We start from the raw sequence: 14,372 nt of genomic DNA on the forward strand, positions 1-14,372 counted from the left end.
AGGCGATTGCGAACCTTAATTACCGGTCAGATTCGGTAAAGCAACGAACGATTTCAGCCATACGGACTTTTTATACTTCAGACCAGTCCATTGAACAACTCAACGATCTGGACACAGATATCCTGATCAAATCCGTTTGGGATGTCGGTGATACACCGGCAAAAATCAAAGCAAAACGAAGAAATTTCTCCAGCGTAAAATCCTCGATTAATGCGGATCTGGAAAAACTTTCCCAAAAAGGACAGAATCCTGAAAACATCATCATTGCGGTTTCCAATGTATTTGATATGACCCAGGAAGCAAAAAACACCCTTCTCAACTCTTTTACGGCTGCCGTTAAAACCGGTGACATGAATCTTGATCAGGCGACCCATCTTTTAAGGGCCATCAAAAATTTACGAGAAAATTTTCAAACGAAGGACATGGATGTCCACACGGAAGACATGGTAGATCAGATGAAAGAACTCCTGAATAAAATGACGGACGAGTATACACAAGAAATTGAACCGGGGCCCGAGGATGACGGAATAGATGACAGTTACGAAGATGTCGAAGAACGCAAGGCAGATGGGGATGACGAGTTTGAACAACGGGATGATGACGAAGATGTTGAAGAAGACGTTGAAAAGATTGACCTGGATGAGGAAGAAAATTATGAGGTGCTGGACACGGAAGAATTTGAAGAAATCGACGCGCTTGACGAAGACGAGGTCAACGCTTTAGAAGACTTCAGGAAAAAGTCAGCGATTGCCGAACAGTTTGATGAGACATTAGGACAACGCGAAAAAAAATACAATCAATATGGGATCGTTCCTGAAGGCACTTATACCATCGGCACCCGGAAAAACATAAAAACCTGTTTAGAATTACAACCCTTTGATATGCCCAAAGTTTACATTGGTATTTATCCCATATGCAATTTTTTGTTTGAAATATTTATTGAACAGACCGGATATGTTACAACCGCAGAAAAAAAGGGCTATGGCAGGGTGTATTCTTCACGGTTCAAAAAAAATTCCGCCGGGTTAACCTGGCATAAGACGGCAGGGGCTGAAGACGTAAAAGGGGCTTGCTGGTATCACCCTTCGGGCCCGGATTCATCCCTGCATCACAAGAAATATCATCCCGTGGTCCAGGTCAGTGTGGCGGATGCCATGGCATTCACCGCCTGGATCGGAAGACGGATCCCAACGGAAGCGGAATGGGAAGCGTCAGCCAGAACAGATATGGGATATACATACCCCTGGGGCAATGACATTAACCCCAAAGCGTTGAATATTGAGCAAAGCGGTTTATCTGATACCTGCGACGTGGACGAATATGACGTATTTGCAAATAAATTTGGAATTGTAGACCTGCTGGGCAATGTTATGGAGTGGACATCAGACATGGAATGTCCGCCAATCAAATCAAAGGAAACCATCCGATACTGTGTGGCAAAGGGGGGGGCCTGGAACGCAGGAAACGATGTAACGATCAGCTCCAGAGCATTGTTCAAAAACGGGTTTACCTCAAACACCATCGGTTTTCGATGCATCTCTGAAATATTTTTATAATCCCATGGATGCCTTAACCCAACAATATATTGACTACCTTATCATTGAAAAGGGCTTGTCCAATAACAGCCTGATGTCCTATTCAGCAGATCTGGCTCAATATCTCTCCTTTCTTGAAAAAAATGACATCCTTGACCTGGATAAAGTGGATACGGCCGTCATTTTTGCCTGGTTGATAGATCTATCTAAAAAAGGACTGTCTGCTAAATCAAGGGCCCGACATTTGATTACCCTCCGGGGGTTCTATAAATTCTTAATTGATGAAAAAAAAGTAGAGAAAAGCCCGGTAAAAAATATTGATATCCCCAAAACCGGCCTGGCACTTCCAAAAATCATGACCGTCCAGGAAGTTAACGCTCTCCTGGATGTCCCTGATATTAGAAAGCCCAGGGAAATGAGGAATTCCGCAATGATGGAAATCATGTACGGGGCGGGCCTGAGAGTGTCTGAATTAATCTCATTGAAATGTCAGGACATTCATCTGGATGCAAACTTTGTGCGAGTGATGGGGAAAGGCGCCAAAGAACGACTTGTCCCCATTGGTTCCCCGGCAAGATCCATTACACAGAAATGGATCACGGAAGGCCGGCCGATCCTGCTGAAAACCATTTCAACCCCCTATCTCTTTGTGGCAAGGGCCGGCAACCCAATGACCCGTCAAGCATTCTGGAAAATCATAAAAAAATACGCGCTGCTTGCCAATATATCCAAAAACATCATGCCGCACACCTTAAGACATTCCTTTGCCACGCATTTGCTTGAAGGGGGTGCGGACTTAAGGTCTGTCCAAGCCATGCTCGGCCATTCAGACATCTCAACCACACAAATATATACCCACATCTCAAAGGACTACCTGGTAAGGATGCATCAACAATATCATCCGAGAAATTAACGGTTAGCTAGCTGAATCAAAAAATTCCAGGTTGATTCTTAAATTCCTTTTATGGTAATAGATTGGGTTACTTTTTTTTTGAAACCGGCAATTAAACACTTTTTACCTAAATTATATACGGAAACCATAATGCCCATTGCAAATTCAACGTCCTTGAAAGAACTGCTCATGCAGGTGAATAACCCCATCGTTGCGATTCAGCAAGAAGATGGGATTCATTTTATACCGGCCGATAATCATTTTTTCTTGTCCTCGTTTAAGGAAGATACAGGGCACCGGTTCAAAGCATTTGTTTCTGCTGTCCCGCTGGAAAACCTTGGCGACAAAGGATTTAAAAAACGGCATGCCTTAAAATATCCGTATATTGCCGGGGCCATGGCCAATGGCATCGCGTCTGCTGCCATGGTAAAAACCATGGCCGAGAATGGCATGATAGGTTTTTTAGGGGCGGGTGGCCTTTCCATTGAAAAAATAGAAGAACATATCATCGACCTGAAAACCACCCTGCAAGACAAGCCCTTTGGGTTTAACCTGATTCACTCGCTGGGTGATCCGGCCCATGAAATGGCAACGGTTGAGCTGTATTTAAAGCATGACATCCATCTTGTCAGTGCCGCGGCTTTCATGCGCATGACCCCGGCCCTTGTGTATTATCGAATTAAAGGGATTTATGAGAATGATGAGGGGCATATCGTTACACCCAACCATATCATCGCGAAAGTGTCCCGGATTGAAATTGCCCGGCAATTCTTCTCGCCGCCACCGAAAAAACTGGTGGACATCCTTGTGGAACAGGGGGTGATCACGCTTCAGGAGGCCCGCCTGTCACAATTTATTCCCATGGCCCAGGACCTGACGGCAGAAGCAGACTCGGGAGGCCATACGGACAATCGTCCGGCATTGACCCTGCTGCCCACCATGATATCCTTAAGAAACGAATTCATGGCAACCTACAAGTATACCGACCCGCTGTGTGTCGGGCTTGCCGGTGGAATTGCCACGCCGGAATCAGCAGCGGCCGCATTTGGAATGGGGGCTGCCTATATTTTAACCGGCTCCATCAATCAATCCTGTGTTGAAGCCGACATCTGTGAGGCAGTTAAACGAATGCTCTGCCAGGCGGAGCAGGCAGATGTGACCATGGCCCCTGCCGCAGATATGTTTGAAATCGGCGCAAAGGTCCAGGTGTTAAAACGGGGAACCATGTTTCCTGTGAGGGCAGACAAATTGTATAAATTTTATCAATCCCACAATTGCTTTGAGGAAATTGACGAACGATCAAAACAGGAAATCCAGGAAAAATTCTTACAGGCAACCTTTGAAGACGCTTGGCGGTCCACCAGGGACTTTTTCCATCAAACCGGCCATATAAAAGAAATAGAAAAAGCCCAAAATGATCCAAAGCATAAAATGGCACTTGTTTTCAGATCCTACCTGGGCCTTTCATCAAAATGGGCCATCCAGGGGCTTCCCCAACGCAAAATGGATTACCAGATCTGGTGTGGTCCTGCCATTGGTGCCTTTAATCAGTGGGTCAAAGGCAGTTTTCTTGAAAACCATGAAAACCGCAGAACAGCTGAAATCGCTCTGAATCTTCTGTTCGGTGCCTGCCTGTGCACCCGGGCATCCATGTTAAAAATCCAGGGGATTGACCTGCCCATGGATGCCACGAATTTTACCCCCATGGAAAAAAAGGAGATTTTCGCTTATCTTCAGGGGCCGGTTTCAATGTAAAACTTTTGTCAAATCCTTGTCAATTGGGTGATTCTCCAATTTTCAGATAGTATATTGCTCATAATTTTAATTATTCAAATAAATTATTTTGCATATGAGCACACAAAAGACGACACCCCCAGCAAATTGCGTGGCCATCATCGGTATGGGATGTATCTTCCCGAAATCCAGGAACTTGAAAGAATATTGGCATCTTCTGTTTAATGGCATCGATGCCATTGAAGAGATTCCTGACCAAACCCATTGGAAAATAAACGACTATTTTGATCCGGACCCCTCCACGCCTGACCATATCTATTGTAAACGAGGGGGGTTTCTGCCCACTGTCACCTTTGACCCGTTAAGTTACGGCATTCCCCCCAACAACCTTGAAGCAACAGACACCTCACAACTTCTGGGCCTTGAGGTGGCCAAAATGGCCCTGGAAGACGCGGGTTACCCGGCAAACCATCCCATGCTCGAACAAAAAAAGGTCAATGTCATTTTAGGGGTTACCGGAACACAGGAACTGGTGATTCCTTTGGGGGGAAGGCTTGGGCACCCGATCTGGAAAAAAGCGTTGAAAGACTCGGGCATCAGTGACCATAAACGCAAAGAAATCCTTGAACGAATACAAGGCGATTATGTTCAATGGCAGGAAAACTCTTTTCCCGGTCTTCTGGGCAATGTGGTTGCCGGTAGAATTGCAAACCGGTTAAACCTTTCCGGTACCAACACGGTCACTGATGCTGCCTGTGCAAGCTCTTTGTCAGCCATTCACACCGCAGTTATGGAGCTTATTACCGGGAAATGCGATATGTCCATTACCGGTGGGGTGGACACCTTAAATGATATTTTCATGCACATGTGTTTTGCAAAAACCGGGGTTCTGTCCCATACCAGTGATGCCAAACCCTTTTCAAAAGATGCCGACGGTACAGTCCTGGGTGAAGGCATCGGCATGCTGGTGTTAAAACGACTCAGCGACGCCCAGACAGATAATGACAGAATCTATGCGGTTATTAAAGGCATTGGCACATCCAGCGATGGCAGGACGGCTGCCGTGTACGCCCCGGATGCCCGGGGACAGCTGAAAGCACTCAACGAAGCCTACCACGAGGCCGGGTTTGATCCTTCCACGGTTGAACTTGTGGAAGGGCATGGAACCGGGACAAGGGTCGGGGACAAAGTAGAATTTGATGCCTTGAAAAAATGTTTTAACACGTCTGCTAAAAAAAATCACACCGTCATTGGATCGGTCAAATCCATGATCGGCCATACCAAAGCTGCAGCAGGGGCTGCCGGGATGATAAAAACAGCATTATCCCTTTATAACAAAACCCTTCCCCCGACATTGAAAGCCCTGGAACCCGATCCGGAACTGGATATCAACAATTCCGCATTTTACTTAAATTCCGAATCCAAACCCTGGGTATCCACTTCCTCTTGTCCCAGGCGATCCGGCGTCAGCGCATTTGGTTTTGGCGGCAGTAATTTCCATGTGGTTCTGGAAGAATACATGCCTTCAAAATCCCATGTTTCCTGGGATGGGGCCATACAAATCATTGCCTTTTCGTCTGACACCCGACAGGGGCTGCTGGACAGGATCAACGCATTCAAAACAGCCGTTAACCAGGCAGAAGACGACTTGGAGACCACACAAACCATTGCCTGGCAAGCCTATGAATCAAGACAAGGATTTTCAGTCGACCAGAATTTCAGGCTGCTGATGGTGCATAAAATGACGGATGATATCCAGATGCCACTGACCCGCGCCATGGATATCATTGATACGGGACAATCACACCCCGGTATTTATTTTTCATCCGGCAAACGACACGGCGCCCTGGGATTCTTGTTTCCAGGCCAGGGAAGCCAGTATACCGGTATGGGAAAAGACCTTGTCTCCGTATTTCCGGAAGCGCTGGAGACCCTGGAAAAGGCAGGGGATATTTTTTCCAGGGAAAACAACCACACATCAGACGACAAACCATTACAAGACTATATCTTCCCCCCGCCATTGCACCTGCAGCAGGAAAGCACCTCGGAAGCGCAACTTCGCCAAACCGACATTGCCCAACCGGCCATTGGTGCCCTCTCCCTTGCCATGATCAAGGTATTAAAGCGGTTTGGCATCACACCCGATATCACCTGTGGTCATAGTTTTGGAGAACTCTCTGCCCTATGTTCAGCCGACTGGATAAATGAAGACGATTTTCTTCAACTGGCTGCAGCCCGGGGCAAACATATGGCCGCTGCAGGGTCCCGGGAAGAGGATTCCGGCAGCATGCTGGCGGTCCAGGCGGCTTTGGAAGATATTGAATCCTTGATAACAGACGAGAACCTTGACTTAATTCTTGCCAATAAAAACAGCCCGACCCAGGGCGTTTTATCCGGCCCGACAGACGAAATCCTTCGGGCCAGAAAACTTTGCAAGCAGAACAAATTCAGGGCTGTTAAGCTGCCGGTTGCCGCAGCATTTCACAGCAGACAGGTTCACCATGCCGCCACCCCTTTTAAAAAGGCGTTGTCGTCTAAAACCGTTTCACCCACCCCTATTGACGTCCTCTCAAACACCACGGGAACCCTGTATGATCGGGCGGCCTCTGATGTTAAAAAAATACTGGGCGATCAGCTGATAAACCCGGTGAATTTTGTTGCCAATATTGAACAGATGGTGAATAAAAATGTCTCCGCCTTTATAGAAGTCGGCCCCAAGTCCGTGTTAACAGGCCTTGTAAAATCCATTTTAACCGACAGGGGGATTACAGCGGTTTCACTCGACCCCTCCCCGGGAAATGCCTCTGGTATTGAAAATCTTGCCCATGTATTGTGCCGGATGGCCTCAAAAGGCTTCTCCGTTGATCTGGCCCAATGGGAAGATATCGCGAAAAAACCCGCGCCAAAAAAAATGAGGCACCTCGTTTCCGGTGCCAATCCAAAACCGAAAAACAGGTGCACGCTTCCAAAATCAAACCCGGCATCATCACAGAAAAAACCCCTTAATAACAACCGGTCAGTTGTAAAAGGATCTGATATGACATCTCAACCCCAGCGACCCCAGGATAGCCATCCTTCATCATCATTATACGCCATGGAAATGGTACAAAAAGGGTTTGAAGCCATGCAGCAGCTTCAAACGCAGACAGCCCGGACCCATGAAAAATTTCTTGAAACACAGGCCCAGGCCAGTAAAACCCTGGCGAGCATGCTGGAGCAAACCCGGAATCTTGCGTTTAACACAACCATTCCTGCAGCCGCTCCTTCTGAAATAACGGAACAGGTGCCTGAAACCATCCAACAAAATCCTGAACCTGGCCAGCAAAAACCCGAACAGATCCTGGTTTCTCAAAATGCTTCCTTGTCCAGGGAAACGCCGGCACTTGACCCTGAACCGCAAACCAAAGCACTCCAACAGGTTGAACTGCTGCTGCCTTCCAGGTCTGAAAAAGCATCTGATACAGCGCCAGTCGAGTCCATCCTGTTTGACATTGTTAGCAAGCTGACCGGCTTTCCCGTTGAGATGCTGGAATCAGATATGGACATTGAATCTGATCTGGGTATTGATTCCATCAAAAAAGTGGAAATTATTTCAGAACTTGAAAAACAGATCCCCTCCTGTGACGGATTAACCACTGATAATATCGGTTCCGTCAGAACCTTGAAAGATATCTGGAATGCCATACAATCACAAACACCGCCTGCCAGTGAACCCGGCCCCCCGGCACCCCCGGTTACCGCCGTGGCTGCAGGGGATAGTGAACGACCCGATACCCAGATTGTTTCAACGGTGCTGGTAAATACCATCAGCGAATTGACGGGTTTTCCCGTTGAAATGCTGGAACCCGCCATGAATCTGGAATCTGATCTGGGCATTGATTCCATTAAACGGGTGGAAATCCTTTCAAAACTTGAGCAGGAACTGGACCATATTGATACCATTTCTTCGGATGATATGGCCACCTTGAAAACCATTGAAGAAATCGTCGGCTATTTAACCAGGGGTGATCAGGATACGCCGGTTGAATCTAAAAAAAAAACGTCACCGTCCACGGATGAAGACCCGTCACCATCAGCCCCTACTGTCACTGAGCGAGTTCTGACACGACAGGTTGTCCGGTTACAGGAATATCCAACCAACCAGATCCGATTTTATAATGGCGCAAAAATAGTGCTGCCGGCAAAAAAAAAAGTCTATATTACGAAAGACAGCGCACATATCGCTGACCGGTTTAAAATGGAATTTGAAAAATCGGGAATATCCGTTGATGTGATTGATATCAGCAACGGAAAAATTCCAGAATTGCCGGATGCGGCAGGGCTTGTATTGGTGCCGGACGCTTTCAAAACAAGACACCGGGATACGGCTATGGCATTTTTACAATCCGCGTTTCTCCTGGTAAAGAAAAATGCCGGGTATCTCATGGATTCCGGGGCTCAAAAAGGGGCTTTTTTAGTGACCGTCTCCTTTTTAGGCGGCGGCTTTGGATTTTCAGGAAAGGCCTTTAATTGTGATCCGGTTTATGGCGGGCTTGCAGGACTTGCAAAGACAGCCGATCTTGAGTGGAAAAATGTATTATGCCGGGCCCTGGACATGCCGGACACCCCGGCCAAATGCCTGGAAAATGCCGAAGCTGCAGTGGCGTTAATGATGACCCAGGGTTCTGTTGAAATGGGACTGGACGGGGACAGTTGTAATATTCCAACGCTGATGGATCAGGCCTTGACCCCGGGCAGTGTTGACCTGTCATCAGAAGATGTCGTGGTCATCACAGGCGGTGCCAAAGGTGTTACGGCAGCATGTGCCAATGAACTGGCCAAACAATATTCACCAACCCTTGTTCTTATCGGCCGTTCAGATGCCCCCTCTTCAGAACCCGGATGGGCCAGGGACCTCCATGACCCGGGCCTTCTTAAGAAAGCCATTCTCACCCATGCGTTTAACGGTCAGCGGCCCAAACCGACAGATATAGAAAAAATATATCAAAAAATTCTATCCAACCGGGAAATTCAGGCGAACATTCAATTGATGCAGGCAAATGGATCCCAGGTCAGATATTTCTCTGCCGATATTAAGAATCCAAAAGAAATTGAGATTGTTTTTAAAACCGTCCGGAAAGAGTTCCACGCCATAACGGCTGTCATCCACGGGGCAGGCGTCCTTGAAGACAAACGGATCATGGACAAACACATGGACCAGTTTGTCCATGTGCTGGAAACCAAAGTAAAAGGGCTTGACGCGCTCTTGTCGGCTTCAAAACAGGACCCCCTCAAATATCTGGTTCTGTTTTCTTCCATTGCTGCCCGGACCGGTAATCAAGGTCAATGTGATTATTCAATGGCCAACGAAATCTTGAATAAAACCGCTCAACGACTGGCATTAGATGATCCGGACTGTAAATGCCTGTCCATCAACTGGGGCCCATGGGAAGGGGGTATGGTTGATGCGTCGTTGAAAAAAGAATTTTTAAAAAGAGGCATTGAGCTGATTCCCCTGGCAGCCGGGGCACAACACGTCTTAAAGGAAATGGGAAACCTGGATCGACATACCCCGGAAGTCATCATTGGCGCCCATCTTTCAGCGCCCCAAAAAACCAACCCCCCCAAGCTTTCAAAGGTCATGACCCTTCCGCTGGGGTTAACGTCAGCGCCTATTTTAGCTGACCACACCTTAGCAGGAGAGCCGGTTGTTCCCTTTGCCGTTTTAATGGAATGTCACGCCCATGCAGCGGCAAAAAATAATCCAGGTCTTGTTTTTTCCGGAATGGACAACATGCGCCTTTTAAAGGGTATCAAACCCGGGAAAAATGAAGTGACGGTCACCGTTAATCTGGGGAAATGTCAGCCCGGCGAAAACGGGTACAGCACGTCCAGCAGTATCACATCAACGGATGAAGGAAATACTTGTTTTACCCATTCCAATTGTACCCTTATTTTAAAAGACCGGCTGCCCACCCCCCCGGTGCTGTCCAAAGCCGCCTTCATGGCGTTAACCCCCTATTCGTTAACGGTAGAGCAGGCCTATGATGCCATCCTTTTCCACGGGCGAGCACTCCAGGGCATTACGTCGATTAATGGATATTCCCAAAAAGGAATTGAGGTGATGACACGGCTGGCACCGTCTCCGGATCAATGGTTTGAAAAACCCTTCCATTCAAAATGGGTGATTGAGCCCCTGATGCTGGATGCCGCTTTCCAGGCGGCCATACTCTGGTCTTATGAACGAATGGGACAGGTCTGTCTGCCAAGTTTTATTGCCAATTTAAGGCTGTATGCCTCTTTTAACACATTAAAAGGGAATATTCGAATTCTCTTTACAGTAAATGAAGAAACCAAAAGCAAGATAAAAGGGTATTTTACCTTTCTGAATGACGAAAATACGGTTGTTGCCAGTATCACGGGATTTGAAGCCATTACCGACCCGTCCTTAACAGATAAATTCAAATCCAGACCTCTTTTTTCAAAAGACACCATTCTTGCTTTTGCCCAGGGGAATCCGTCTGATGCCTTTGGGGAAAAATACAGTGTCTTTGATTCAGACCGACAGATCGCACGGCTGCCCAAACCCCCTTATTTTTTTATGGACAGGGTATTGACCGCAGATCACCCGCAATGGGAAGTTACACCGGGTGGATGGATTGAAACACAATATGATATGCCGGAAAATGAATGGTATTTTACAGCCAACAGAGGCGATACCCTGCCCTTTTGCATTCTCCTTGAAATTGCACTTCAGCCCTGTGGGTGGCTGGCAGCTTATGCGGGTTCTGCCCTGAAAAGTGACGAGAGACTCCATTTCCGGAATCTGGGCGGCAAAGCCACACTGACGAAAGCATTATCCCGGGATTGTGGCACCATCACCATCAGAGTCCGGATGACGGATGTATCCAAAGCTGGTGGGATGATACTCCAGGACTTTGACATGGAAGTGCTGACAGATGGCCATGTTGCGTATAAAGGACATACCAATTTTGGTTTTTTTACCGCACAAGCCCTTTCCAAACAGGTGGGTATCCGGAGCAGCAAATTCAGCGGGTATGCCTTATCCGGTCAGGCCCGGAACCACGCAAAATCCTATCAATTTATCGATGACGCCCCGGTGACGCCAGACGACAAAAACACGGATAAAGATACAGGGATGCCGTCAAAAGCACTGAGAATGATCGATAAAATTGAACAGATGAGCTTTGATGCCGGACTCTATGAAAAAGGATATATCAAGGCCACAAAAAGGGTGGACCCCGGGGAATGGTTTTTTAAGGCCCATTTTTACCAGGATCCTGTCTGTCCAGGTTCCCTGGGAATTGAATCGTTTCTCCAGATGATGCGGTTTTTCCTTGTTAAAAAATTTAATATTGATCCCGCAGCCTATGCCCCCCAAATGGCAATGGGTCAATCCCATGAATGGATCTACCGGGGGCAAATCATACCATCCAATAAAAAAATTGAAATTCATGCCCATATTAAAGATGTCTGCCAGGAAAAAGACGACTTTTCCATTACAGCTGATGGCGCCCTCACCGTAGACAGTATCTGTATTTATGAAATGATCGATTTCAAAATCGGGTTTAATCGGATTAAAACAGGAAATAAATTTCTAAAACAGCGCATGGTTTTAGAATAAAACCATTGCCAGAGAACAGGAAAGACTGGCGCTCATAACAAATATACCCGTCTGATTGCCACCATCGACGCTAAAGACCGAAACATAAAATCGGGCCTGGCCCACGAAAATAGTACCAACTGTCTCCCGACCCCTTCATAAAATTGGGCAAACCCAGCTCTTCTGTCACGTTAACCGATGCCAATCGAAATATTTTCCCGTTAAAAAATGGAAACTCGCTGTCAAGCTAATCTCCAATTAAAGTCTGGTGGCAGATTTGCCCATTTGATTGAGCTTGGTCCAATATAATTGAATCGCTCTTTACACAAAACTGAAACACTGATAGTGATTTACAGATCAAATTTTTTAATCGTTGCCGGTTGGATAATATTTATATTTACTGACATGATAGCGCCCATGTCTCTGTTTTTATTTGGAGTTGGCTGAACTTAAAATTGAAATTTTAATTAGTGCCTGACCGGAAACACCGTGTTTGGACGAAAAGTTGCCCATATGCAAGGCGCAAGAAATCTTGAAACCGGAGTGTACTATAGTACATGAGGATTTCAAGATTTTGCAGCAACGCCGCAGATGGGTGAGTTTTCGTCCAAACACTAATTAACAAGTTGGCTTGGATCCGCATTATCATTGCTGATATAAACCTTTTTTAATAATTATACTGGAGAATTAATGGATAAAACATTTCGGGTTTCCACACATTTTCAGGTTTGGATTGTTGCTGTCAGCCTTTGTATGGGTTTGTTTTGGATCGCACCGGTTGTTGCCGGTACCCCCCCGGACTGGTACAGGATCCGGACAGGCAGCGTTCCCCATCAACCCGACAATATCGTTATTGACGTCCAGGGCAGATGGTGGGTAACAGCCATGGACGGGACCGAAGATGACCCGGTTTTGTGGTGCCACGCACCCGAAGATCCGGACGGAACATTTCACCTTTTAACCAATAGCTCTGCAAACAATTATCCGCTGAAAGAGCTCTCCTTATTGGTGGAAAAACCCGAGTTTACGGCAAATGTTCGTTACGCTGTAAAAGACAGCCGGAACAACACCTGGTATTCCCTGAAAAACAGGCAGGTGATTTGTGAAAAAAGCGACGGGGGGCAGCAGATATTTGATATGCCCAACACGGAGTATCTGGGTTCCAGTGACACGATTAATGTTGACAGTGCCCACAGAATAAGGTTGATCAATGACACACCGGACGGTAGCCGAAAAACATTGCTCATAGCGGCCAGAAGTATTGTGCTTCTGGATTCATCCTTGAATGTCGAGCAGACCCGTGAAGTCTTCACTACCTACAACAACGACTTTATTAATGATGCCCTGATCGACACCCAGGGCCGGTATTGGATATTGACCAACCGGGGAGTGGAAAAAGGAACCAGTCGGTGGACATTGCGGCAGGTGTGGGCGGCACAGTCTGGATAGGTACGCTTTATAGCGGGCTTGTCCACTATACGCCGGGGGATGGAGGCAACTGGTTTCAGTATACAAAGGAACAGATGGGACTGGACAGTGGATCGATCATCAGTGTCGAATGTCAGCAGGACAAAATCTGGTTTGTGACCGGATATGAGCCTTCGGTTCCCGGCAACGGTACCGGTGTTCATCGAATGACCCTCGCACCGGACAAAACCCCTTCTGTAACATCCTATACCCACATGGGAAGCAGTACCACACTGACCACTAACCGGTTCAATTCCATCACCGCCGATAAGAGCGGCAATATCTGGTTCCCGGCATATAATGATGCCAGTATTGCCAGGCTGAAACCGGATGGAACCTGGCAGCAGTTCCGCAGCAGTGCAGGCGGGCAGAATTTCGATGCATTCAACGGTGTTTATACTGCAACAGACAGTGCCAATATCGTATATTTTGCTCCCCTTCGTCAACAGCCCTTTGCCTTTGACGCTGATACGGAAACCTGGATTGACTTGCCGGATATGCCGGTTTCAGACCGATATTATTATGGCATCTATGTTGATCAAAATGACGGAAAATGGTTTTACGGAGCATTCGGAGCCTATTTTTTGAATGCAGACAACACCTCCTGGACCCTTTATTCCGGCACCGAGATGCCTGCGTTTGCCGATGAATATGTGGAGCACCTTATTGTGGATACTGCCGGAAACGTCTGGTTTTCAACACGCTACGGGCTGACGCTGCAAAAACTGTCTGGGGACCGATAAAGAAAAACAAGATCAAATCGCATCCAGAGCGTCCGAATGTCTCAAGAAAAACCATTGAAAAAGACAGGCTGAACAACGCTTAGATCACAAACGCAAAAAGCCCTGACCATCGCAAGGATGATCAGGGCTTTTTTAAAAAATGAACCGGCAACGTTCTACTCTCCCACACAGTCTCCCATGCAGTACCATCGACGCTAAAGAGCTTAACTTCCGTGTTCGAGATGGGTACGGGTGTGACCTCTTTGCCATTGTCACCGGTTCAAACTATTTAATCTGTTGTAGTAAATTATTGTTAATATGTTGGCATTAAAGCGTTCAAAATTATCGGTGGAAGAAGTGGCTAAGCCTCACGACCTATTAGTACCAGTTAGCTGAACACATTACTGTGATTACACACC

General features: G+C 46.9%; 6 protein-coding genes and 1 rRNA gene. 6 read left to right on the plus strand and 1 reads right to left on the minus strand.

The genetic code is table 11. The features are described 5' to 3' along the window. The 6 genes from Q1Q15_RS24665 to Q1Q15_RS24690 form a co-directional block, all read left to right on the plus strand. The coding region (locus Q1Q15_RS24665) for an SUMF1/EgtB/PvdO family nonheme iron enzyme (protein WP_300465317.1) at window positions 1-1,556 on the plus strand (1,556 nt) is incomplete at its 5' end. 4 nt (window positions 1,557-1,560) lie between these two features. Next, window positions 1,561-2,448, plus strand: a complete 888-nt coding sequence (gene xerD / locus Q1Q15_RS24670; RefSeq protein ID WP_300465318.1) for a site-specific tyrosine recombinase XerD — start codon at window positions 1,561-1,563, stop codon at window positions 2,446-2,448. Between the two features lie 129 nt (window positions 2,449-2,577). Then, on the plus strand, window positions 2,578-4,182 hold the full coding sequence (locus Q1Q15_RS24675) for a PfaD family polyunsaturated fatty acid/polyketide biosynthesis protein (RefSeq protein WP_300465319.1): 1,605 nt from the start codon (window positions 2,578-2,580) through the stop codon (window positions 4,180-4,182). Window positions 4,183-4,312: 130 nt separating this feature from the next. Continuing rightward, window positions 4,313-11,785 (plus strand): type I polyketide synthase, encoded by a 7,473-nt coding sequence (locus Q1Q15_RS24680; protein ID WP_300465320.1) that lies wholly within the window; start codon window positions 4,313-4,315, stop codon window positions 11,783-11,785. Window positions 11,786-12,454: 669 nt separating this feature from the next. After that, entirely contained in the window at window positions 12,455-13,213 is a 759-nt protein-coding gene (locus Q1Q15_RS24685; RefSeq protein WP_300465321.1) for a hypothetical protein, read from the plus strand. Next, the gene (locus tag Q1Q15_RS24690) at window positions 13,174-13,974 is read left to right on the plus strand and encodes a hypothetical protein (protein WP_300465322.1); all 801 of its coding nucleotides are present in this window, start codon (window positions 13,174-13,176) and stop codon (window positions 13,972-13,974) included. Before Q1Q15_RS24685 ends, Q1Q15_RS24690 begins: the two co-directional genes overlap by 40 nt. A 142-nt stretch (window positions 13,975-14,116) precedes the next feature. On the opposite strand, the gene rrf is transcribed toward Q1Q15_RS24690, so the two are convergent. After that, window positions 14,117-14,233 (minus strand): 5S ribosomal RNA (gene rrf, locus Q1Q15_RS24695). Window positions 14,234-14,372: the final 139 nt, after the last annotated feature.

It is taken from the genome of Desulfobacula sp. (assembly GCF_030145145.1).
Classification (GTDB): domain Bacteria; phylum Desulfobacterota; class Desulfobacteria; order Desulfobacterales; family Desulfobacteraceae; genus Desulfobacula.